Here is a 22238-nt window from a genome sequence, read left to right as displayed (position 1 = left end):
AACCTGAGAAACACTTCCTCGTTTGATTTCACGACTGATGGTTGAGCGATGACGCCCAAGCAGACGAGCAATCTCAGAGGGGTTCTTGCCCATCTTGAGATAGGCGCTGATTTCTCCGCGTTCAGAGGCTGAAAGGTGTGAATATAACGATTTTTTGGTAGAATGATTAGTGGACATGTTCATCTGCTTTCTATACTGAGTTGGGGAATTCTAGTATATCAGACAAACATGTCTTTTTTGTTGCACTTCATTTTACAACGCGGGTTTTTTTCTTAGCGTCAGCTATTTTCTAGTAAATAAAGAAAAAACGAACCTCAATCTAAAGACTGAAATTCGTCGTATATCAAACTTCTTTTCGCTTTGTTACAAGTAAAATCATAGCTAGAATAAAACTCAAAAGTGCAAAGATGAGAAAGGCAAACCTAACATCTGAGCTGAAAAGGCTCAAAAATTGCAAAACAAATGCTGCACAGGCACCGCCAAGATTACACCCCAACAAAACTAAAGTAGTTGCCAGGGTCAATTGTTGACTGGGAATACTTTCCGAGATGGACTGAAAGACATAGGTCACACCTAAGCTATAAACAAAACCAGTTAAGAGGGCACCAGCAGACAGTAGCCAAAGATTATCAGCCAGCCATAACAGGAACATACCTGCTGCCAGAGCCAAGAGAACGACAGATATGAGGTATCCCTTGAAACGCTCCAAGAGAAAACTAAAAAGTGTACCTGCCAAAATCCCCATCAGCATCATCAAGCTCAAAATAAGACTGGACTGGCTGGCCGTACCCATGTGCAGCTTCTCAACGACAAGAGGAATGCGCAGGGTGTTGGCTGAATTAACCAAGATTACAAAACCAGCATAGAGGGCCATTCCCAAAATGTAGATTAGTTGGTCTGAGCTCAGGCCAGTACTTTTAAAAGTTATTCCACTTGTTTGGTTTGGTCGCTTAGTACTTTCCTTAGGGGCAAAAATAAGATAGAGGGCTAATATAAGCAAGCCCAACCCATAGATTAAGAAGGCCCAGGACCAGCTAACTCTTAAAAGTCGACCTGCTAGGAAAGTCAGTAGGGCAGAGCCTAACACTTCTGCTGAGCCGCGTAGCCCAAGCATCTGAACACGGTCTTTCCCACGATAATGTTCACTAATGATACTGATTGCGCGCGCATTAATAAGGCCAATCCCAACTCCCAAAACCAGACGTGATGCAAAAACAAGACTATAGGTCTGTACTAAAACGGGCAGAGCTCCGCCAAGGGATAGAAATAAAAGCCCCAGAATAACAGTTAGTTTTTCCGACAAAAACTTGCTGATAAAGGGATTGAGCAAGAGCATTCCCAAGATGGCAAAAGAGGATAGGGAAACCAAGAGCTCCACTTGGCTGACTGCGTAGCCTTGTTTTTGGTAAAAAGAAATCATCTGCGGTAAGGCAGGTGAGACAGCGAAGGTAGAGACTAACATCAGAGACAGGGACAGCAAGCTGACCCTCTCCATTTTTTTCTTCATAAGAGCTCCTAACTTGTATTTTATGCTAAATAGAGTATAATCAATATTAAAGAACAAGAATATGACATATGTCATAAATAAGAAAAAGGACGGCTCATGTCATTGTCACAGAATTGGATTCAACGTTATCAAGTTGAAAAAATCTTTCCCAAACATTATTTCCAGCAGCTACAAGCTGTGACTTTCAAATCAGGGCAATCCATCTGCCAGCAGGGCGATGAGCTGCATGCACTTTCTTACTTCGTTGAAGGGAAAATCAAGATTGTCCGCCGCCTCTTTAATGGCAAGGAACATATTTTAGATATTCAAGATAGTCCCACTATCATCGGAGATATTGAGCTACTCACCCAGCAGCAGTTAGTATCATCGGTCGTAGCTCTGGAAGATTCTCTAGTCATCCAGCTGCCCCTCTCTCAAGATAAAGGAAAACTCTTAGAAGATCCAGCTTTTCTTTATAAGCTGGGGCACGGCCTAGCTCAGGCACTTTATGAGCAAAATATCCGCGCTGCAACCAATCTCAGCTATACAGTCAAAGAGCGCTTAGCCACTCACATTTTAGCCATCGAAAAAGGCGGCTATTTTCAACTAGAACTGGCAACGCTGGCTGATTCCTTCGGTGTCAGCTACCGCCACCTGCTGCGAGTCATCAAAGAGCTACTCACCCAGCAAATCATCATCAAGGACAAGCCCTACTATCGCTTGAGCAAACGAGAAGCACTAGAAGAGTGGCTCATTAAAGAATGACACTCAAAGAAAATCAGTCCAAACACTGATGAACTTAAAATCTAAGTAGCCTCCTCATCTTCCACAACCTCCTAAACCTATTGGGTCATAGCGATGTACAGCTCTGCTTTTCAGAGACTATAAAGTCTCTGCTTTATAAAATTCCTACTTTATGCTATATTATTTTTATTGAATACAAGGAGAAACTCATGTCTGTTATAAAAAAACTTACCAAAGCCAGCCATTTGATTAACATGTCTGACATCATTCGTGAGGGAAATCCGACCTTGCGTGCTGTGGCACAAGATGTTACCTTTCCTCTGTCCGACGAAGACATTATCTTAGGCGAAAAGATGATGCAGTTCTTGAAAAATTCCCAAGATCCTGTGACCGCTGAAAAAATGGGCTTGCGCGGTGGTGTCGGCTTGGCAGCTCCGCAATTGGACATCTCAAAGCGCATCATCGCTGTTTTGGTGCCAAACCTGCCAGATGCTGAAGGCAACCCACCAAAAGAAGCTTACAGCCTGCAAGAAGTTATGTACAATCCTAAAATTGTCTCACATTCTGTGCAAGATGCCGCGCTGGCTGAGGGCGAAGGCTGTCTGTCAGTCGACCGCGTCGTTGAAGGTTATGTTGTCCGTCACTCACGCGTTACCGTTGATTACTTTGACAAGAATGGTGACAATCACCGCATCAAGCTCAAAGGCTATAAGTCCATCGTAGTGCAACATGAAATTGACCACACCAACGGCATCATGTTCTACGACCGTATCAACGAAAAAAATCCATTTGCCATCAAAGAAGGCATGCTCATCATTGAATAAAAAAATAGAGAAGCTCATCTTAAGATCAGCTTCTTTTTTACGCTGATTTTTGAAAAATGACAATCAGTCATTCAGGCTATTTTGAGAAATAGACTAAAAATTGTTTTTTATCCCGACTCTCCTCAAACAAGAACCAGAAGATCATTTTTTGAACCTTCGCACATTTTGCTCAGACCAAGTGAGCATTTTTTAAGCAGCAGTTGACCAGTTGCTGCTTATTCAAAAAAGGTGCCGATCGCTCGACACCCTTAGGGAGATTTATGAATGACCGCTTGACATCATCAGTCTACGGCCGGTTAAAAAATGTTGCTTTATCCAATTCATGATAATCTAGCTTCGTTAATAGCTAACAAAGTTAGGAGTGAAAAGGTACTTTGGGCAAATTAACCGAATACTTTGAAGCGGTCTTCATCTGCCATATATTCTTTGTCGCCAGCAGGAGCTTCGATAGCACCGAAGTTCAATTGGCCACGGAGTTTCCAGTTAGCTGGGACACCATATTTAGCAGCTACTGATGCGTCGATAACTGGGTTGTAGTGTTGCAAGTTGGCACCAAAACCGAATTCTGCTGAAAGAGCTGTCCAAGTATTAATTGATACAATACCAGTTGATTGCTCTGACCAGAATGGGAAGTTTTCAGCATACAACGGGAAGTTTTCTTGAAGACCTTTAACAACATCTTGATCTTCGAAGAAGAGGATAGTTCCTTTAGCTTGACCAAAACCAGCCAATTTTTCCTTAGTAGCAGCAATGGCTTCTGCTGGAACGCCTTGCTCCTTCATTGTTGCTTCGAGATCTGTCGCTACCAACTCGTTCCAGAATGATGATACTTCGTCATCCAAAAGAATAACAGCACGAGATGTTTGGCTGTTAAAAGCTGATGGTGATTGACGAACAGCTTCCTTGATAAGAGCAATAATTTCATCGTTAGCTACTTCCGTGTTACGGTTAATAGCGTAAATTGTGCGGCGGTTTTTCAATGCTTCAACAAATGACATAAGTTTTCTCCTTAAATTTTTAATTATCACTAATTAGTAGTATATGTTTAATAAGCAAAGTAGTCAAATGATTTGTTTCCAAATTTAACTACTTTAACGTGATTATTTAATAGCTGCAAGAAGGGCTGCTACTTGTTTGTCAAGTTGGGCAAGCACATCATCGTCTGCAACAAATTTGCCGTCAGCCCAAGCGGAATCGTTAACTTTTGAGAATGTTAATTGATCAACAAAGTTTGTGCGGATGAATGGCAACAAGTTGCGGTAGACTTCAGCTGCTTGGTCGTGACCACCGTTTGCCAAAAGTGAGACCGTTGTTACTTTTGAATCAATAGCTGATTTACCAGTTGTATCTGAAAGATCAACTGCACGACTCAACCAGTCAAGTAAGTTTTTCACTGGACCTGGGATTGAGAAGTTGTAGACTGGTGAGAAAATCCAGATAGCATCCGCTGCAGCTACGGCATCACGAACTGCTTGAACTTCAGGTAATACAGGTGTTTCAAGATCTTGGCTGAACATTGGAACATTTTTCCAATCAAGGTAAGAAACATTAGCTTTACCTTCAAGAACTTTCTCAGCGTTTTGTGCTAATTGGTGATTAAATGATCCTTCACGAAGTGATCCAACGATAAATAGAATGTTTTTCATTTCTATTTCCTCTTCTTTATTAAATATTTTTTTGAAAGTGTCTAAGATGGACATCTTTGGCTCCCTTTATACTAATTAGTAAATTTTATTACTATGTAGTTATTATATCGGGACTTTTGACATTTGTAAACTGATTTGCTCACAAATTTTTAAATTTTTTGAGGAGTTGGATTAGCTGCTCTTGCTCTTCCTCTGTCAGCACTGAAAAAGTCTCTTCTACCTTAGCAATATGAGCTGGCAGGGCATGCTTGATGGCTGCTCTGCCATTTTCCGTCAAATCCACCACGTAGGAACGTTTGTCAGTGGGACAAGTCACCCGCGTGATCCAACCTTTTTTCTCCATGTTCTTGATAACCACGGTCATATTGCCCGAAGTTGCTAGCATGCTATCAATGAGCTCTCCGATTTTCATAGCACCTTTAGCGTATAGAACATCCAAGACCCCAAACTGGGTAGGCGTTAAATCATCCTCTTTGTAGGATTCTGAAACCTTGGCATCAATGGTTCTGAAGGCCTTACGCATAACCACCATGGCCTTTACAGCTGAATTTTTAAATTCCGTCATGACATTCTCCTTTCTGCTGGAAATAATTTTGATAGAGTTACATTCATTCTAACACTAACTAGTAATTGTTTCAATAAAAACCAACTCTAATCAATCAGAGTTGGTTTTAGTTCTTAAAAGAAATCATCAAATAGACTGAGTTGGTTATCTTCAGGCATGTTGCCAAGGATACCCATTTCATCCATTTTATCAACGAGGGTTGCGGAAACCCCGCCGCGCTTGCGGAGCTCTGTCTTGGACAGGAACTCACCTTCTTCACGCGCAGCAACAATTTGTTTTGCAACGTTTTCACCAAGACCATCCATAGCTACAAATGGCGGAATGAGGGTGTCGTCTTCAATGAGAAACTCGGTCGCCTGACTTCGGTAGAGGTCTAACTTGCCAAATTTGAAGCCGCGTTCTAGCATCTCATTAACAATTTCCAGTGTTGTGAAAAGATCATTTTCAACGTTGCTAGCTTCGTTGCGCTGCCTTTTTTCCGTAATATCCTTCATACGTGCCTTAACCGCTTCCTTACCAGCGCTCATGGTCTTGAGTTCAAAAGCTTTGGCACGGATGGAGAAATAAGCACAGTAATAATAGAGTGGATAGTGCACTTTGAAATAAGCCACGCGCAAAGCCATAAGAACGTAGGCGGCCGCATGGGCTTTGGGGAACATGTATTTGATTTTTCCACAGGATTCGATATACCAATCAGGTACATTGTTGGCACGCATGGCCTCGATGTAGCCGTTGCGTTCCTCCTCAGAAATCTTGAGCCAAGCCCCTTTACGCACCCGTTCCATGATGGTGAAGGCCATCTTTGGCTCCAAACCAGCATGCATGAGGTAAACCATGATATCATCACGACAGCCGATAACGGTTGACAAGGTAGCAATGCCTTCCTTGATCAAGTCTTGGGCATTACCCAGCCACACATCAGTTCCGTGGGACAATCCTGACAATTGCAGGAGCTCCGCAAAGGTTGTCGGATGGGTTTCATTGACCATTCCACGAACAAAATTCGTCCCAAACTCAGGAATTCCTAGCATACCAGTTGGCGTGCCAATTTGCTCCTCGGTCACCCCAAGCACTTCTGTGCCAGAGAAAAGAGCCATAACATCAGGATCATCAGCTGGAATTTCTTTAGGATCAATACCAGACAAATCTTGTAGCTTACGAATCATGGTCGGGTCATCATGCCCCAGAATATCGAGCTTAAGGACATTCTCATCAATATCGTGGAAGTTAAAGTGAGTCGTCTGCCATTCAGCCGTCACATCATCAGCCGGATATTGGACTGGAGTGAAATCATAGACATCCATGTAGTTTGGAATAACGACGATACCACCTGGGTGCTGACCAGTACTGCGCTTAACGCCTGCCGCTCCAGCAGCTAGACGGTCAACTTCGGCATCGCGGTAAAACTTACCATAGTCACGTTCATACCCCTTGACAAATCCATAAGCTGTCTTATCAGCCACCGTTCCTACCGTTCCTGCACGAAAGGCGTATTCTTCACCAAAAATATCACGAACATCCAAATGGGCTGACGGTTGGTCATCACCTGAAAAATTAAGGTCAATATCGGGCACCTTGTCACCATCAAAACCAAGGAAGGTTTCAAAGGGAATATCTTGCCCATCTTTTTTGTAGCGAGTGCCACACTTAGGACAGGCCTTATTGGGCAAGTCGTAACCCGAACCAACCGAACCATCTGTGATAAACTCGCTGTGCTGACAGTTGGGACAGACATAGTGAGGAGACAGAGGATTGACCTCGGTAATCCCAATCATGGTCGCTACAAAACTTGATCCAACAGAACCACGAGAACCAACCAAGTAGCCGCGCTTATTAGATCGAATAACCAACATCTGCGATGCCAGATAAATCACGGCAAAACCATTCCCCAAAATGGAAGACAATTCTCGCTCAATACGGCGGTCAACAATGTCAGGCAGAGGATTACCATAAATTTCAAAGGCTTTTTCATAGGTCATCTCAGCCACGCGCTCTTCTGAGCGCTCAAGGAAGGGGGTGTAGAGATCTTTCTTGACCACCTCCACATCTTCAAATCGCTCTGCAAAAGCATTGGTATTGCTCACTACAATTTCATAGGCTAAATCCTCACCCAGAAAGGCAAAGTCATCCAGCATCTCATTGGTAGTGCGGAAATGAGCCTTGGGTAGAGGGGCAGGCTGAGCATGCTCGCCTCGTCCAATAGGGCGATTAATCATGGCACCCTGTCCCAGACTGCGGACAATAATTTCACGGTAAATGTCATCTTCAGGTTCCAGATAATGAACATTTCCTGTTGCTAGAACTGGCTTATCCAACCTACGGCCGACTTCAATCAAGTCACGAATCACCTGCTGGATACCCTCTTCGTTTTTAATCGTTCCCTGTGCCAACAGCGGCGCGTAGATGGCTGGTGGCATGACTTCAATGAAATCATAGTATTTAGCTACATCAACAGCCGCATCCACACCTTTTGACAGGACAGTATCAAAGACCTCTCCTTCTGAACAAGCCGTTCCTAGCAGTAAGCCTTCTCTGTGGGCATCCAAGACCGTTCTTGGAATACGGGCCACACCTTCAAAATACTTGACATTAGATAGACTGACCAGCTTAAAGATATTTTTCAAACCAACCTGATTTTGTACATAAATGGTGGCATGTTTGACTCTAGCCTTTTTGTAGGAATCCTTGGAAACCAGCTTAGTGTTAAGATCCAGCATGTTAGTCAACTGATGATTTTCCTTGGCCTCTTTCAAGAAAATAAAGAGCAGGCGACCAGTCGCTTCCGCATCGTAATTGGCCATGTGGTGATGGTCCAGCGATACTTGGAAACGTTTCGTTAGGGGACCAAGACCATGACGTTTGTATTCTGGGTAAAGATTACGAGCTAATTCAAGCGTGTCAATGACAGGCTGGGTAATCTTAGGCAGACCATGACGTTCATAGTTAGCATTCATAAAGCCGACGTCAAAGGTAGCATTGTGGGCAACCAGAACCGTATCCTGACAAAAGGCCTGGAATTCCTGCAGAACTTGTAAAATCGGTTTTGACCCTTGCACATGATTATCCGTGATACCAGTCAACTCTGTTGTGAAGGCAGACAAAGGATAACCTGGGTCAATAAATTCGTCAAACTGATCAACGATATTTCCCTTGAACATCTTGGATGCGGCAATCTGAATCAGGTCATTGTTGACCGCAGATAGCCCTGTCGTTTCCACGTCAAAGACGACATAGGTAGCTTCGTTAAGCACCATATCTACTTCGTTGTAAGTAATAGGCACCTTGTCTTCAACAATATTAGCTTCTAGGCCAAAGATAGCCTTGATGCCTTTTTTATGGGCAGCGTGATAACCGTGTGGAAAGCTCTGCACATTAGCATGGTCAGTGATAGCAATAGCCTTGTGCCCCCACTTGGCAGCCGTTGCGATCAGATCCTCAACCGTTGGCAGAGCATCCATGGTGGACATGTTGGTATGGGCGTGAAATTCGACACGTTTTTGCCCTTCTGGCATGAGGTCCTTGCGGTCATGGTGAACAATCTCCTTGACATCTTGGACATTCATGGTTAGTGTCTTGGTCCACTGGTTGTTTTCAATGTTACCGCGCACGCGTAGCCAAGCCCCTTTGGCAATCATATCATACTTCTTGAGCTCATCATCATCCTTGGCCCATTTTTGCATGGCAAAACTAGAAGTGTAGTCGGTCATCTTAAAGTTGATGATGTGACGACCCGTACGGGTTGTCTTGCGTTCCACATCAAAGACCATTCCTTCAAAGACGATACGATTTTCTTCCGTCTCAATCTCGATCATAGGCGTGATTTCTGCCTTATCAAAACCAGCCTGACGCTGTTTAGCCCGTTCTTTATAGTCAAATTGGGGTTTGGGTGCTTCTTCGGCTGGTGGCATAGAAGCTTCCAGAGACTTAACCGCCTCGGCATTTTCCTGCACCGCTTTTTCCACCAAAGCCTCGCGTGAAATCTCAAACTCCGACTTGAGCTCCTGCGTCATAGCCTCGTCCGACACCATGTCAAAAGTCACCTGACCAAAGCCAAAGAGCTGGAACTGGCGCTCTAGGTTGGGCAGATGATTTTTACGGAAGTGGTCATTATTGACAAAGGCTGGCGCTGAAATGAGGATCTTTTGTCCGTCATAGGAGACCTGCAAGTTGGCAAAAGCGGACTTGAAGCTGGCGCTGTTGCAAGGCGCATGTTCAAAGGCCTCTCGATAGTAAGCCTCAATGATCTCGTCCGAAAAGTCGACCTTGTCAGCCGTGATGTCAAAGGTCGCTTTGATGTCCGCCCGCTCAAAAGTATTGACTAAGCGCGTCTGCAACTCACGATAATGATCCAGCGGCAAAATCTCTGGAAAAGCAAAATGAAATTCCCAGAGGCGGGACACCGAGTGCACTTTTACCTCAATAATATCGGCAGATGAAAAAACACTTGAAGTCTTGATTTCAAGCGGCATTTCAATCTGATCCATTAATTTAGTAAACAAGTCTGACATAGTGGACACCGTTCTCCTATTTATTCTGACTTCCATTCTAACACAAAAAAGACAATTTTTCGACTGCCAGCTCGTAGAACAAAACAGTAAAAAAGATGATGAGCAAAAAGGGGACCACTGAAAAAGTCCAACCTTTATAATATATCTTGGAAAAACAGTTTAGCACAGTGGCTGAATGGCAGTTGCGTTTGCGTTTTACGCTCCAAACCAGTCCTATTTAACTGTACGGAAGTAGGAAGACGAACTCTAGTATCTTTCAGGAATCCTTTTCCACTCTCTTAATCTAATAATCATAGCTGGTCAGTTGATAGGTCTCAATGATTTTATTGAGTTTGCTGGCATAGCTGGTGTCTGTGGCATAGTGGCCTGTCAAGGCTTGTGTGGCATCCTGATAAGAAGTCGTTTGAGATTTCCAAGTGCCAGAGTAGGACTGGCTACTCAATAAGTTGGCGTAGTCGGTCATGGACTCTAAGTAAGAAGGGTAAACACGAAAACTATCTTCAATCTGATAAGTCTGCCCCGTCCCATCATCCTCCAAAGTCGATAGGCTGACCGAATGACCCTCGTAGCTCCCTTTGATACCAAAAAGATTATGATAAGGTGCTTGAGAAAGAGCGGAAGTCCCATGATTAGACTCCAAAATAGCCTGGGCAATCATGACCGAAGCATAGATATTATGCTCCCGACTGATTTGCTTGGCATTTTCCCCAATGGAGGCAATAAAGCTGTCGGTGCTGTCAGTTGTCAAAGTCTGTGCCTGACTGGTCTGACTCTGCTTGTGCTGCTGAACAAATAACCAGCCCAGACAGAGACAGGCAATAACAGCCACCCCTCTCAACAGATAAGTTTTCATCTTTTTAAAATGAAATTTTTTAGGTCTCGCCAAAAGACTTTCACCGCCTTTCTTTATGTTTGCCATTATAACAAATCTTCCTCTCTTTTGAAAAGAAAAAGCAGATGGCAGATAAGACAGCTAAGGCGCCATCCCCCTAAAAGCTGATTTCCTCAAAGCATGCAAAAGGTCAGTTCTCCTAGAAGTTGACCTCCCGACAGACAGAAAGAAACCAGCTGCCCTGAAAGTTGACTTCTTGCAAAAATATAATATACCAATTGAGCCCTCGGCTAACTTCCTAGAAAAATGCAAAAGGTCAATAGAAGTCCGAGTCAGATTTTACACAAGAAAAGGGGGTGGGAAAGAACTCCAGAAAGATACTAGAGTTCGTCTTCCCACCCCCGCACAGTTAAATAGGACTGGTTTGGAGCGTAAAACGCAAACGCAACTGCCATTCAGCCACTGTGCTAAACTGTTTTTTCAAGATATATTATAAAGGCTGGACTTTTTGTCCAGCCTCATGCTCTAGCTTGCTGATGGTTGTTTGACTACGCTTCAGCCGTCAAGATAGACAAGGTTTCAATGAGATTCTCAGCATTGACCTCAATCGTATCACCTGTTGCTTTGATTTTCACTTCGACAATGCCTTCTGCGGCTTTTTTACCAACGGTGACACGGATTGGCAGACCAATCAGGTCGCTGTCTGAGAATTTAGAGCCGACACGTTCGTTGCGGTCATCAGTCAAGACATCATAACCTTGAGTCATCAAGTCTGCTTCGATTTTAGCAGTCAATGCTTGCGCTTCTTCGTCTTTGACATTGACCGTAATCAAGTGAACATCAAACGGAGCCAATTCTTTAGGGAAGTTAATTCCCCAAGCAAAGCGGTATTGACCTTTTGGTGTCTTATTGACAAAGAGACGAGCGTGCTGCTCAATGACGGCTGACAAGATACGGCTAACGCCGATACCATAACATCCCATTACAACAGGGACAGCTCGACCATTTTCATCAAGAATGTTAGCTCCCATGCTGTCTGAGTAGCGAGTGCCCAGCTTAAAGATATGACCAATCTCAATCCCACGGGCAAACTTGAGGACACCTTGTCCGTCAGGTGAGATTTCGCCTTCTTTAACCTCGCGGATGTCAACGTATTCGGCCTTGAAGTCACGTTCTGGATTAATGCCAGTTAAGTGGTAACCATCTTCGTTAGCACCAACAACAGCATTAGCAATATCAGCTACTTTGCGGTCAGCAATGATGCGGACATTTCCTGGAAGATTAACTGGTCCAAGTGAACCGAAGTTTGCACCAAATACTTTAACAGCATCTTCTTCTGTGGCAGGTTCGAGGAAGTCTGCTGCCAAGAAGTTTTTGAGTTTCACATCGTTGACTTGATCATTGCCGACAAGAAGGGCTACAACTGGCTCGTTATCAGCTATGAAAAGGAGCGTTTTGATGGTTTGTTCTTCCTCAACTTGTAAGAAAGCAGCCACTTCGTCGATTGATTTGCAGTTTGGTGTTTCAACCTTAGCCACTTCTTCTTGAGCAACAACCTTAGTGCTCGGTTTGTATTCATTACTTGCCATTTCAAGGTTGGCAGCATAGCTTGATTCACTCGAGTAGGCAATGGTATCTTCACCAGATACCAACCATGAGCTCAATTCTGCTTTGATTTCTTCCAAGGTATCAGCTGGAATTTCATCGATTGAAGCGATGGATTTATCAAGAACGATCCAACGGTCTAGATCAGTACGGTCAGGTGTGATAGCCATAAATTCTTGACTGTCCTTACCACCCATCGCACCACCATCACCAATGATGCCCTTGAAGTCAAGACCAGCGCGGGTAAAGATAGCTTCGTATGCCCTGCGGTAATCTTCGTAGGTCACATCCAAATCTTCATAATCTTTGTGGAAGCTGTAACCGTCTTTCATAATGAATTCACGAGTACGCAACAATCCGTTACGAGGACGTTTTTCGTCGCGGTATTTAGACTGGATTTGATAAAGATTGAGCGGCAATTGCTTGTATGATTTCACCGCATCACGAACCAGACTGGTGAAGGTTTCTTCGTGAGTTGGGCCTAAGATAAAATCAGATTGGTCACGGTTTTTAAGTTTGAAGAGATCATCGCCATAAGTCTCGTAACGGCCTGACTCACGCCAGAGATCAGCCGTTAAAAGAGCTGGCGCCAGCATTTCAACGGCTCCGATTTTGTCAAATTCTTGACGCATGATTGTCTTGAATTTTTCAATGGTGCGGTTAGCAAGGGGCAAATAAGCGTAAACACCTGCTGAGACTTGGCGGACATAACCAGCGCGCATCATAAGAGCATGACTGATAACTTGAGCATCGCTTGGCATTTCGCGAAGCGTTGGGATAAGCATTTTAGATTGTTTCATAATTAAGATATAAGAACCCTCGCGAGCACTCATATTCCTTTCTGTTTTTACTATTAAAAGAAGGTTCGCATGATGTCATTCCAAGTTACGGCAATCATCAAGACCACCATAACAGCGACACCCGCGAGCGTAATATAGGTTTCTGTCTCCTGTTTGAGCGGTTTGCGGCGAATCATTTCAATCAGGTTAATGAGAATTTTGCCGCCATCCAGAGCAGGAATCGGGATAAGGTTGAAAATCCCTAAGTCCATGGACAACATGCCCATCAGATAGAGAACTGAGGCAAAGCCTGCCTGAGCCGCTTGATTGGACATCCGGTACATGGCAACTGGACCGCCCAATTTGTTAATATTGAAGTTGGAAATCAAGTTTTTCAAAGCCGTGATGATGGCCAGAGCCGAATTCCAAGCCATCTGGAAGCCACCGAAAACCTTGTCCTTCAGACTCATCTTCAAACCCGGTCTGACACCGATGAAGTAGGAGCCATCAGACTTTTCAGGCTTGACTTGAACTGTTTTGGTTGTCTTGCCTGATCTGACCGTCACAGGAATGGTTTGGTTGGATTTCAACTCTTTGGTTGATTGGTCAACCGCATCCGTCAGGTCACTCCAGTTGGAGACTTTCTTACCAGCGATAGCCAAAATTTGGTCATTATTTTTAATACCAGCCTTGGCTACTGCCCCATTTTCAACTACCTGAATGTGATTGGTCGTGGTATCCTGCACCCCACCCTGCACAAAGGCAAGGAGAATGAAAACAACTGTTCCCAGAATGAAATTATTCATGGGACCTGCAAAGTTGGTCATCAAACGACCGCCGACTGTGGCATTCTGATACTGGACGTCCAGCGGAGCAATACGAAGCTCAGTACCATCTTCCTCAACGATAGTTGCATCGTGGTCAACCGAGTAAGTCTTGGTCTCATCGAGCACGCGCCCTGTGATTTCCAATTTATCCTCTAAATCGTAGGATAAGACATTGATGGGCAGACTCTTATTATCCACACGTTTTTGTGAAAGATTGATGCGAGTGACTAGGCCGTCCTGATTGAGGGTCAGACTGGCAGGTGTCCCTGTTTTGATTTCCGTTGTGTCATCGCCCCAACCCGCCATGCGAACATAGCCACCGAGTGGCAGGATGCGAAGAGTATAGGCTGTGCCATCTTTGTCAATATGTGAAAAGATTTTCGGCCCCATACCGACTGAAAATTCCCTAACGAGAATACCAGATTTTTTGGCGAAATAGAAGTGTCCAAATTCATGGACCACAACCAAAATACCAAAAACGATAATAAAAGTTAAAATTCCTATCATAAGTTTCCTTTCAAGAGTAGGATTATCTTAGAAAAGACCAAAAAGATGCATAATTGGAAAGACAAAAATCATAGAGTCAAAGCGGTCCAAGATGCCACCGTGACCGGGAATTAATTTACCAGAGTCTTTGACACCGAAGTGACGCTTAATTGCACTCTCAACCAAGTCACCAAACTGAGCAAAAATACTAAAGAGAGCAACCAGAATAAGCATAACAAGGAAATTATGAGGTGCATAAACGGAGCGGTCAATTAGCATAAAGAAGAAAGAAATGACCACCGCAGATAAAATACCACCCAAACTACCTTCAATCGTTTTATTAGGAGATACCTTTGGCAGCAATTTATTTTTACCGAACTGACGGCCAATCATGTAGGCACCAATGTCCGTTGCCCAAACGATGAAGAGAGCCAGCAAGACCTTGTCCATACCAGACATGCGGGCATTGACCAAGTTTTGAAAACCAATCCCTACATAAAGGCTAGAGGCGATTGGAAAAGCCGCATCTTCAAAAGAATAGACGTCACTGTTGAGAACTGTTCCTGCTAAAATCAGGAAAACCATCAAGCCATAGGCCGCAAAACTTGCGTCAACTGGCAAGAAAGTTAGGTAATTATCCAGCGGAACTGTCAGAACAAAACCTCCCAACATGGCTAAAATACCTTCAAAGGAGAAAATTTCCAAGTGCTTCATGCGTAGCATTTCAGAGATGCCAATCATGGCTAGAACGCCAACGAAGAATTGGAAAGGAAGACCGCCCGCAAACAAGAAGGGCAGAAAAACAGCTAGGGCAATAGCACCCCAAATAACACGTTGTTTCATGATTTCCTCTTTTCTAGACACCACCAAAACGACGGTGACGGTGATTATATTCAGCGATAGCCTTTATGAGTTCATCTTTCTTAAAATCAGGCCAGAGAACAGGAGTAAAATAAAATTCACTGTAAGCTGACTGCCAAGGTAGAAAATTACTTAGACGAAGCTCACCACTCGTTCTGATAATCAAATCTGGATCGCGATAGAGATAAGGCAGATTGTTGGTCATCAAGTAACTAGCAATCAAGTCTTCGGTGATGTCTCCAGGATTTAGTTTGGCGTCCAGAACATCCTGCGCAATCAATTTAACTGCATTGGTAATTTCTGCACGACCGCCATAGTTGAGAGCAAAGTTCAAGATCAAACCTGAATTGTGTTTGGTTTTCTCACGCGCTCGCTCCATTGCATCAAATGTTGCCTGAGGTAGACGGCTGGTTTCACCAATAATCTGCACTCGTACATTGTTCTTGTGCAATTCGGGCACATATTTGTCGAAAAATTCAACGGGCAGGTTCATGATGAACTTGACCTCATCTTCTGGCCGTGACCAATTTTCTGTTGAGAAGGCATAGACCGTCAACACCTTGACCCCCAAGCCAGAAGCAGCGATTGTCACCTCTTGCAGGGCATCCATGCCTGCCTTATGCCCGAAGACCCGTGGCTGCATGCGTTTTTTCGCCCAACGACCGTTACCATCCATAATAATGCCGATATGAGCCGGAATCTTATCCAAACTCTCACTTTGTTTTCTTTTTTTGAATGTAAACATAATGATCCTTAAAATACTTGTTGTCTTTTTATTTTATCATATTTTAGGCACATTTTACGGAAATTAGTCACTTTTAAGACAAGTTAAGGGCAAAAAGAGAGGAACCGGACTCATCCGCCCAGTTCCATTTTCTCTATCTAGTCTTTGCTGTCAATAGCTGAGTCAACCTCAACTTGGTCTTGACTTTCAACTGCTGGTGCTTCCTCAGCAGGAGCTTCTTCAGATGCTGTTTCTGCTGCAGCTGCCTTGTTAGTAACACGTTTAACGGCTGCCAATTCAAAAGTCAAATAGACACCATCCACGTCCAAAACAAGCTTTTTGTTATCCGTATCCACTTCGTCAACAATACCATAAAGGCCACCAATCGTAACAACCTCGTCACCTTTTTGAATAGCGTTCAACTGATTTTGACGATCCTGAGCTTGTTTTTTTTGTTGGCGTTGCATGAAAAAGATCATCCCAACCATCACGACAAGCATAATAATCATTGGCATAGATAGGTTCCTCCAAATTTTAAAGTCAAGACTTACTATACCAAAAATTCAATGACAGGGCAAGGAAAGACCATCAAAATTAGCCTCCCTGTACAAGCTTTTGGCTTTTTAAGAAATAAAGTCTATAATATCTTCTTCTGCAAGAGAGGAGTCACAGACAACCTTGGCTGTAGCATTTTCTGCCACGAAAAGACCCGGCACAGTTGTGATACCATAACGGCGACGAAAAGCTTGAATCTCTTCTATTTGCACTAAATCTTCGCTGTTAATATAGGCAACTTTAGCGCCTGTCGTCTGCGCAACGTTGGCTAATTTTGGGGCAAAGCGTTGGCAATAAGGACAGCTTGGACGGCCAATGAAGAGGATAAACTTGTTGCCTGCTTCAATTCGCTCACGCGCTGTGGCTACCGTGATTGATTCAAAAGCACTGACGGCTTGTTCAAATGTCATGTTTTACACCTCGTTTTTAATGATAGCCCTATCATACACAATTTTTATTCAAAGCTCAATTTTTTGCTACGTTCTGTTCAATAACCCAAAAGTGCTATAATCTTAATTTTTATAATTGTTGCAAGGACTAAATTCTAAGCTATAACTCTTTTTTATAGCCATCCATAAAAAATCAAGATTATGCAAACGTTTCATTTTTTGATAAGCTAGATAGCAATCAAGCAAAAGGAGGTTTTTATGGGATTATCGATTATATCTGGAGGCCTAGTTGGTCTGGTCTTTGGCTTTATTCTTCAACGAACGCGTTTCTGTATGACGGGCGGTTTTAGAGACATGTACCTCACTAAAAACAATCGCCTCTTCTATGCTTTTTTAATTGCTATCTTTATTCAAAGTATCGGAGTTGTAAGCTTAATTAAATTAGGAATAGTCGCAAATCCATATGAAGATTACTCAGTCATTGGCGCAATTCTTGGTTCTTATCTTTTTGGTATCGGCATTGTTCTCGCTGGTGGCTGTGCAACTGGAACGTGGTATCGTTCAGGCGAGGGCCTAATTGGGAGTTGGATTGCTCTAATCCTTTACATGCTAAGTGCCGCTGCAATGAAATATGGAGCTCTTCAAGCACTTAATCAAAGTATTGCCAGCCAATGGCTCATCAATGACGATTTGGCTGGACAACTGGGCATTTCGATTTGGTTATTAGTTGGCATATTGGGTATCGTGACGGCCTACCTAGTTTGGACCGAGTTAAGAAAACCTAAACGTCAGGTTGCCAGCCTTCCTCAGAAATATTCTGGGCTGCGCCACTATCTCTTTGAAAAGCGTTATCATCCCTTTGGAGCTGGTATAGCTATCGGGCTGATTGCACTTATTGCTTGGCCAGCTAGTCAAATTACTGGCCGCAACGGTGGGCTTGGTATCACTACTCCGTCTGCTAATTTGATTCACTTTATTATTAGTGGTGATCAAACCAAGCTAAATTGGGGAGTATTTCTTGTTTTAGGAATCTTACTAGGCTCCTACCTAGCAGCTAAGGGAAGCCACGAATTTAAATGGCGATTACCTGATATCAAAACTATCAGAAACAGTGTTATCGGCGGGATTTTGATGGGAATCGGTGCTTCTTGGGCTGGCGGTTGCACAATCGGAAATGGTCTCACCGCTACATCTGTTATGAGTAGCAAAGGATGGATTGCTCTATTATTCACCATCTTAGGCGTTTGGACAGCATCCTACTTTATCTTTGTCAAACCACAACATAAGGAGAAAAATCATGCGTTACACCTTAGAAACCGGAGGGCTAGTGTGTCCCTTCCCACTGATTGATGCCAAACAAAAAATGGCAGAGCTTGAAATCGGAGACGAACTTTATATTCGATTTGACTGCACTCAAGCAACTGAGAGTATTCCTAACTGGGCTGCCGATGAGGGATATCCAGTTACTCATTTCGCTCAAATCAGTGATGCTTCTTGGGAGATTATTGTCCAAAAAGCTTAAAACCAACTTTAGAACTTGTATCCACAGTTCAGCACTTCCATCTAAGGCTAGTTTTTAAGCTACTCATCGCTTGTTTCTTTCAAGATACAGTCAGTATTCCCTCAAAAAAACTGCCTTAATTAGCGAAAAACTATCTCTTAGATAAAAGTACTTTACTTGTGAATAACGTATAAAAGCCTCACGGTGATACTCAAAATCGCTGTTGAGGCTTTTTGGGATTGATCCCTTTTTTTACCATCTGAGAAATAAGCTGAGCTGCCTGTTGAGCGACTTCCTCGCTTGATAGATTGTCCGTTTCTAGAAAAATGACATTTCTCTGTTTTGCAAACCATTTTCTTTTTAGAGGAAGAAGCTTTTCTAGCTGAAAATCAAAGAAATTTCGTGTACGTGTGTTATCCGAAGCTTTGCGTTTCCTGAGCGTCTCGTTCCTCGCCTCCAAAAAAATAATATAGTCTGGCAGACAATAGCTAAGCTGCGTTAGCTCATTTTTCAAAGAAGAAAGAACATGCCACTCCTGACCAATCGCTTGAGGATAAAAACGTGTGTAGAAATCAATCTCCTCGGCACCAAAGTCCATAAAAACTAAGGGATAATCCTTAACCTTTTGGTAACGCTGCACTTCATGGGCAATCCAAAGTTTTTGAATGGCTAGATAGTCTTCAATAATCGTCTTATCTAGGTGTTTTCGCTGAATATCACCTATCACTGGAGCCACATCTTCGTAACTGAATACCGCATCTGGAAATTTCTTCTGCAAATTCGCTAATAGGGTCGTCTTGCCAACGGCCATAGATCCTTGAATTGAAATAATCATCATTTTTCCTCCCAATCAGATAAGAAATCAACTAATTCAGTCAGACAAGATAGCGTCGCATCTGCTTGCTCATTTTCAGAAGTAACGGGACAATATTGACCAAATCCTCTCATCACACGAACAGTTTTCATACCAAGTCGTTTTGCTGGCTTAATGTCATTATCCAAACGATCACCAATCATAACAGCTTGTTCAGGCAAGCAATCGGCCATTCCAAGAGCCTTTTGGAAAATGCCTAAGGCCGGCTTTTCAAAACCAATTTCGGCAGAGGAGATAACAACTTGAAAATATTTAGCAATACCAAAGTTGACCAAACGTTCTTCTAAACCCGATAACTGATTGGCTATAGACCTAGATGATACTGGGCAGACAAGCAATCTAAAACTGACTGAACTTCTGGATAGAGATGTTCATCTTGAAAAGTCCATTTCGGCAGAGGTTTGTTCAACCGTTCTGCCAATGCGAGGTCTCCGCGTAGCCCATTTTTATAATCCTCAATAAGTCTTTCCCAAGTTTCCTGATAATCTAGCTCACTTCCCGCCAGTAAAGTCTTAACACGATTCTCATAGGCCAAACTTTCATCAACCAAAGTTGAACCCAAATCAAAAAAGAGCCATCTAATTGCCATATTATCCCCCTTAGCACAAAAAAGCTGGATGATTCCATCCAACTTTTTTCTTTAACCTCTATCATCATATCCATTTGGGTGGCTTGAGTGCCATGCCCATGCTGAGGCAATGATTTTTTCAATGTCATCAAATTGTGGTTTCCAACCAAGGACTTCACGCGCTTTGTCAGATGACGCAATCAAGGTATCTGGGTCACCAGGTCGACGGTCAGCCAGTTCTGCAGGAATTTCTTTGCCAGTCACTTTACGAGCTGCTTCGAGAATTTGAAGATTTGAAAATCCTGTTGAAGAACCAAGATTGAATGCCGTTGACGGATTGCCTTCACGAAGATATTTAACCGCAAGTAAATGCGCATCTGCTAGGTCAAATGGGTGAACATAATCACGGACATTTGTGCCATCTGGCGTGTTGTAATCATTACCAAAAATCATAATTTTTTCACGCACACCTTGTGCCACTTGCAAAATAATTGGTAACAAATGTGTTTCTGGACCATGGTCTTCACCGATTGAACCGTCTGGTTTTGCACCAGCAACATTGAAATAACGAAGCGGTACAAATTTAATACCGTAAGCTTGGTCAGACCATTTCATGATGGTTTCCATCATGAGTTTACTTTCGCCATAGGGATTGATTGGGCGTTGTGGCGTTGTTTCTTTGATTGGAATTTCATCTGGAAGGCCATAAGTGGCTGCTGTTGATGAGAAAACAATGTATTTCACGCCAAATTCATTCATCACTTCAAGCAATTTGACCATGCCTGCTGTATTGTTATCAAAGTATTTTAAAGGTTTTTCCATTGATTCAGCAACCAATGAATAAGCCGCAAAGTGAATGACTGCGTCAATATCTGGATTTTCTGTAAAGACGTTACGCATAAAATCTTGGTCAGCAAGGTCGCCTTGGTAGAATATCGCATCAGGGTGAACCGCAGCACGGTGTCCTGTCACCAAACTATCAACCACGACGACTTTTTCCTCTCCTTTTTCAACCAAACGGTCAACCATGTGAGAACCGATGTAACCAGCCCCACCAAGCACTAAAATTGACATTTTCTATCTCCTCGTAAAATAAGTTTATGGGGATTTTTCAATCCAAAATTTTTAATAATTGTTCTTACGTTAACTTGACTATTGCAAGGTTTTCCAGAACAATAGAGTCATGGAATGGACTCATGGTTGTTTCTTTTTCTCCTTGTTGCTTAGACTTCATTAAATAGTCTGTTACCCAAGCGTTGTCCCTACTTCCAACACACTAGCTGTTTCCATAAAACGACTTCTGCACTTAGTGGCGTGCAGGCGGCAAGTCAGTTCTATGATAATAATTCTATTAAGCGAGGCTGTTGGTCCAACGTGTTTCTGGGGAACCTTACAGTAGTCAAGAAAACTTCCAAATCCAATTGAAAGGAGACCTTCCAAATGAAATGTTTTGTCGGTTTAGACGTTAGCTCTACCAAACTAGATGGCTGTATCATGCTTAGTGATTCAACAACTCCCTTTACAGCTTCTCTTCCCAATGACCTAACAGGTGCTCAAGAAATCAAAAATCAGATTCTTGAATTAAATGACACCTATTCATTTGAACGCATCGTCATTGGAATGGAAGCCACCAGTCTTTATAGCTTTCACCCTGCCATGTTCTTTCATGAAGACAGCGACTTGAAAGCTCTAAAGGTTGAGGTCATGGTCGAACAACCCAACAAAATCAAGAAATACCGGGAAGCCTTTGAAGAAAGCAAGAATGATACCCTTGATGCCTTCTATATTGCCGATTATTTCCGTATTGAGCGATTCTCACCTGCTTTTCTCAAGGAAGAGAAATACATGGCTCTCCAACACTTGACCAGAACCAGGCTTCAACTCATTGAGCAGTTGACCAAGACCAAGCAGCACTTTATTGAGAACATCTACTACAAGTGCAATACCTTATCTACTGAAATCAAGAATGAGAGCCTCACAACTTCTCTCTGGTCTAGCACCATTATTTCCTTAATGACAGAAGACTATACCCTCGACGAGTTAGCGACCGTTCCTCTCAATGACCTAGCGGACTTTATCCAAAAATTGGGGAGAGGACGATTCAAAGCGCCTGAAAAATTAGCTAAAGCTATTCAATCAGCTGTCAATGGCTCTTATCGTCTGCCTAAGCTCCAACAAGATTCCGTCAATGTTGTTCTCGGGCTATTAGCTCGAGAAATCCGAAATCTGGAACAAATGATTAAGGATATTGATAAAGCTATTGAANANATGGTNGAAGTCATNCCTGAATACCAGTGTTTAACTTCTGTGCCTGGTGTTGGTAAAGTTTACGCTGCAGGAATTATCGCTGAAATTGGACAGATTGAGCGCTTTAAAGACCATCCTCAAGTCGCTAAATAGGCAGGATTGAATTGGAAACAGAATCAATCTGGGAACACTAACTCTCAAAATACGGAACTTGTCA

Annotated in this window: 21 protein-coding genes and 1 pseudogene; 5 read left to right on the top strand and 17 right to left on the bottom strand. The window is 43.0% G+C overall.

Features of this window, described 5'->3' with window-relative positions:
• Both A3GS_RS0106505 and A3GS_RS0106500 read right to left on the bottom strand, forming a co-directional pair.
• A partial coding sequence (locus A3GS_RS0106505) for a helix-turn-helix domain-containing protein (RefSeq protein ID WP_018364616.1) occupies window positions 1-177 on the bottom strand: 177 nt, incomplete at its 3' end.
• A gap of 166 nt (window positions 178-343) precedes the next feature.
• Window positions 344-1507 carry an MFS transporter gene (locus tag A3GS_RS0106500; protein ID WP_018364615.1) on the bottom strand — a complete coding sequence of 388 codons (1164 nt, stop codon included), beginning with the start codon at window positions 1505-1507 and terminating at the stop codon, window positions 344-346.
• Between the two features lie 96 nt (window positions 1508-1603).
• On the opposite strand from A3GS_RS0106500, the gene A3GS_RS0106495 reads away from it, so the two are divergent.
• A complete protein-coding gene (locus A3GS_RS0106495; RefSeq protein WP_018364614.1) occupies window positions 1604-2251 on the top strand; it encodes a cyclic nucleotide-binding domain-containing protein in 648 nt (215 codons plus the stop codon).
• A gap of 188 nt (window positions 2252-2439) precedes the next feature.
• Window positions 2440-3054: a peptide deformylase gene (gene def, locus A3GS_RS0106490; protein WP_018364613.1), complete on the top strand. Its 615-nt coding sequence runs from the start codon at window positions 2440-2442 to the stop codon at window positions 3052-3054.
• Between the two features lie 383 nt (window positions 3055-3437).
• On the opposite strand, the gene A3GS_RS0106485 is transcribed toward def, so the two are convergent.
• The 11 genes from A3GS_RS0106485 to A3GS_RS0106435 form a co-directional block, all read right to left on the bottom strand.
• Window positions 3438-4052: a nitroreductase family protein gene (locus A3GS_RS0106485; protein WP_018364612.1), complete on the bottom strand. Its 615-nt coding sequence runs from the start codon at window positions 4050-4052 to the stop codon at window positions 3438-3440.
• 102 nt (window positions 4053-4154) lie between these two features.
• Complete coding sequence (locus A3GS_RS0106480) at window positions 4155-4700, bottom strand: NADPH-dependent FMN reductase (protein ID WP_026216303.1); 546 nt, start codon at window positions 4698-4700, stop codon at window positions 4155-4157.
• 139 nt (window positions 4701-4839) lie between these two features.
• Window positions 4840-5265 carry a MarR family winged helix-turn-helix transcriptional regulator gene (locus tag A3GS_RS0106475; RefSeq protein WP_018364610.1) on the bottom strand — a complete coding sequence of 142 codons (426 nt, stop codon included), beginning with the start codon at window positions 5263-5265 and terminating at the stop codon, window positions 4840-4842.
• A gap of 113 nt (window positions 5266-5378) precedes the next feature.
• On the bottom strand, window positions 5379-9773 hold the full coding sequence (locus tag A3GS_RS0106470) for a PolC-type DNA polymerase III (protein ID WP_018364609.1): 4395 nt from the start codon (window positions 9771-9773) through the stop codon (window positions 5379-5381).
• A 283-nt stretch (window positions 9774-10056) separates the two neighbouring features.
• Window positions 10057-10692: a glucosaminidase domain-containing protein gene (locus A3GS_RS0106465; protein ID WP_018364608.1), complete on the bottom strand. Its 636-nt coding sequence runs from the start codon at window positions 10690-10692 to the stop codon at window positions 10057-10059.
• A 461-nt stretch (window positions 10693-11153) separates the two neighbouring features.
• Window positions 11154-13010, bottom strand: a complete 1857-nt coding sequence (locus tag A3GS_RS0106460) for a proline--tRNA ligase (protein ID WP_026216301.1) — start codon at window positions 13008-13010, stop codon at window positions 11154-11156.
• 53 nt (window positions 13011-13063) lie between these two features.
• Window positions 13064-14323, bottom strand: coding sequence for an RIP metalloprotease RseP (rseP, locus tag A3GS_RS0106455; RefSeq protein WP_018364606.1), 1260 nt, complete (start codon window positions 14321-14323; stop codon window positions 13064-13066).
• A 27-nt stretch (window positions 14324-14350) separates the two neighbouring features.
• A complete protein-coding gene (locus tag A3GS_RS0106450; protein ID WP_018364605.1) occupies window positions 14351-15145 on the bottom strand; it encodes a phosphatidate cytidylyltransferase in 795 nt (264 codons plus the stop codon).
• A 13-nt stretch (window positions 15146-15158) separates the two neighbouring features.
• Window positions 15159-15908: an isoprenyl transferase gene (locus A3GS_RS0106445; RefSeq protein ID WP_018364604.1), complete on the bottom strand. Its 750-nt coding sequence runs from the start codon at window positions 15906-15908 to the stop codon at window positions 15159-15161.
• Window positions 15909-16045: 137 nt separating this feature from the next.
• Window positions 16046-16402, bottom strand: coding sequence for a preprotein translocase subunit YajC (gene yajC, locus A3GS_RS0106440; protein WP_018364603.1), 357 nt, complete (start codon window positions 16400-16402; stop codon window positions 16046-16048).
• A 108-nt stretch (window positions 16403-16510) separates the two neighbouring features.
• Window positions 16511-16852 carry a DUF6568 family protein gene (locus A3GS_RS0106435; protein ID WP_018364602.1) on the bottom strand — a complete coding sequence of 114 codons (342 nt, stop codon included), beginning with the start codon at window positions 16850-16852 and terminating at the stop codon, window positions 16511-16513.
• Window positions 16853-17089: 237 nt separating this feature from the next.
• Between A3GS_RS0106435 and A3GS_RS0106430 the strand changes: the two genes are divergently transcribed.
• Window positions 17090-18181, top strand: coding sequence for a YeeE/YedE family protein (locus A3GS_RS0106430; RefSeq protein WP_018364601.1), 1092 nt, complete (start codon window positions 17090-17092; stop codon window positions 18179-18181).
• Entirely contained in the window at window positions 18129-18353 is a 225-nt protein-coding gene (locus A3GS_RS0106425) for a sulfurtransferase TusA family protein (RefSeq protein WP_018364600.1), read from the top strand. Before A3GS_RS0106430 ends, A3GS_RS0106425 begins: the two co-directional genes overlap by 53 nt.
• A 190-nt stretch (window positions 18354-18543) precedes the next feature.
• Here the strand turns inward: A3GS_RS0106425 and A3GS_RS0106420 are convergent, their stop codons facing one another.
• The 4 genes from A3GS_RS0106420 to galE are packed head-to-tail and all read right to left on the bottom strand — an operon-like array spanning window position 18544 to window position 20848.
• Entirely contained in the window at window positions 18544-19170 is a 627-nt protein-coding gene (locus tag A3GS_RS0106420) for an AAA family ATPase (protein WP_240430895.1), read from the bottom strand.
• Entirely contained in the window at window positions 19167-19481 is a 315-nt protein-coding gene (locus A3GS_RS12045; RefSeq protein ID WP_051069778.1) for an HAD family hydrolase, read from the bottom strand. The genes A3GS_RS0106420 and A3GS_RS12045 overlap by 4 nt, the downstream gene beginning before the upstream one ends.
• 29 nt (window positions 19482-19510) lie before the next feature.
• Window positions 19511-19795: an HAD family hydrolase gene (locus A3GS_RS12040; protein WP_051069777.1), complete on the bottom strand. Its 285-nt coding sequence runs from the start codon at window positions 19793-19795 to the stop codon at window positions 19511-19513.
• A 51-nt stretch (window positions 19796-19846) separates the two neighbouring features.
• Entirely contained in the window at window positions 19847-20848 is a 1002-nt protein-coding gene (gene galE, locus A3GS_RS0106410; protein ID WP_018364598.1) for a UDP-glucose 4-epimerase GalE, read from the bottom strand.
• Between the two features lie 366 nt (window positions 20849-21214).
• On the opposite strand from galE, the pseudogene A3GS_RS11600 reads away from it, so the two are divergent.
• Window positions 21215-22238 (top strand): annotated as a pseudogene (locus A3GS_RS11600) (IS110 family RNA-guided transposase); the annotation flags it as partial.

Origin of the sequence: Streptococcus caballi DSM 19004, from assembly GCF_000379985.1 — a bacterium.
Lineage (GTDB): Bacteria > Bacillota > Bacilli > Lactobacillales > Streptococcaceae > Streptococcus > Streptococcus caballi.
Note: the sequence above shows the minus strand (reverse complement) of the source record. Positions and strands in the feature narration are given on the sequence as shown.

Excerpts from the sequence above, each read along its gene's own strand:
- A3GS_RS0106460 (WP_026216301.1), bottom strand. The coding sequence starts at position 13,010 with ATGAAACAATCTAAAATGCTTATCCCAACGCTTCGCGAAATGCCAAGC.
- A3GS_RS0106495 (WP_018364614.1), top strand. The coding sequence starts at position 1,604 with ATGTCATTGTCACAGAATTGGATTCAACGTTATCAAGTTGAAAAAATC.
- A3GS_RS0106465 (WP_018364608.1), bottom strand. The coding sequence starts at position 10,692 with ATGGCAAACATAAAGAAAGGCGGTGAAAGTCTTTTGGCGAGACCTAAA.
- A3GS_RS12040 (WP_051069777.1), bottom strand. The coding sequence starts at position 19,795 with ATGGCAATTAGATGGCTCTTTTTTGATTTGGGTTCAACTTTGGTTGAT.
- def (WP_018364613.1), top strand. The coding sequence starts at position 2,440 with ATGTCTGTTATAAAAAAACTTACCAAAGCCAGCCATTTGATTAACATG.
- A3GS_RS0106430 (WP_018364601.1), top strand. The coding sequence starts at position 17,090 with ATGGGATTATCGATTATATCTGGAGGCCTAGTTGGTCTGGTCTTTGGC.
- A3GS_RS0106500 (WP_018364615.1), bottom strand. The coding sequence starts at position 1,507 with ATGAAGAAAAAAATGGAGAGGGTCAGCTTGCTGTCCCTGTCTCTGATG.
- yajC (WP_018364603.1), bottom strand. The coding sequence starts at position 16,402 with ATGCCAATGATTATTATGCTTGTCGTGATGGTTGGGATGATCTTTTTC.
- A3GS_RS0106475 (WP_018364610.1), bottom strand. The coding sequence starts at position 5,265 with ATGACGGAATTTAAAAATTCAGCTGTAAAGGCCATGGTGGTTATGCGT.
- A3GS_RS0106450 (WP_018364605.1), bottom strand. The coding sequence starts at position 15,145 with ATGAAACAACGTGTTATTTGGGGTGCTATTGCCCTAGCTGTTTTTCTG.
- A3GS_RS0106425 (WP_018364600.1), top strand. The coding sequence starts at position 18,129 with ATGCGTTACACCTTAGAAACCGGAGGGCTAGTGTGTCCCTTCCCACTG.
- A3GS_RS0106420 (WP_240430895.1), bottom strand. The coding sequence starts at position 19,170 with ATGATGATTATTTCAATTCAAGGATCTATGGCCGTTGGCAAGACGACC.
- rseP (WP_018364606.1), bottom strand. The coding sequence starts at position 14,323 with ATGATAGGAATTTTAACTTTTATTATCGTTTTTGGTATTTTGGTTGTG.
- A3GS_RS0106485 (WP_018364612.1), bottom strand. The coding sequence starts at position 4,052 with ATGTCATTTGTTGAAGCATTGAAAAACCGCCGCACAATTTACGCTATT.
- galE (WP_018364598.1), bottom strand. The coding sequence starts at position 20,848 with ATGTCAATTTTAGTGCTTGGTGGGGCTGGTTACATCGGTTCTCACATG.
- A3GS_RS0106480 (WP_026216303.1), bottom strand. The coding sequence starts at position 4,700 with ATGAAAAACATTCTATTTATCGTTGGATCACTTCGTGAAGGATCATTT.
- A3GS_RS0106445 (WP_018364604.1), bottom strand. The coding sequence starts at position 15,908 with ATGTTTACATTCAAAAAAAGAAAACAAAGTGAGAGTTTGGATAAGATT.
- A3GS_RS0106470 (WP_018364609.1), bottom strand. The coding sequence starts at position 9,773 with ATGTCAGACTTGTTTACTAAATTAATGGATCAGATTGAAATGCCGCTT.
- A3GS_RS0106435 (WP_018364602.1), bottom strand. The coding sequence starts at position 16,852 with ATGACATTTGAACAAGCCGTCAGTGCTTTTGAATCAATCACGGTAGCC.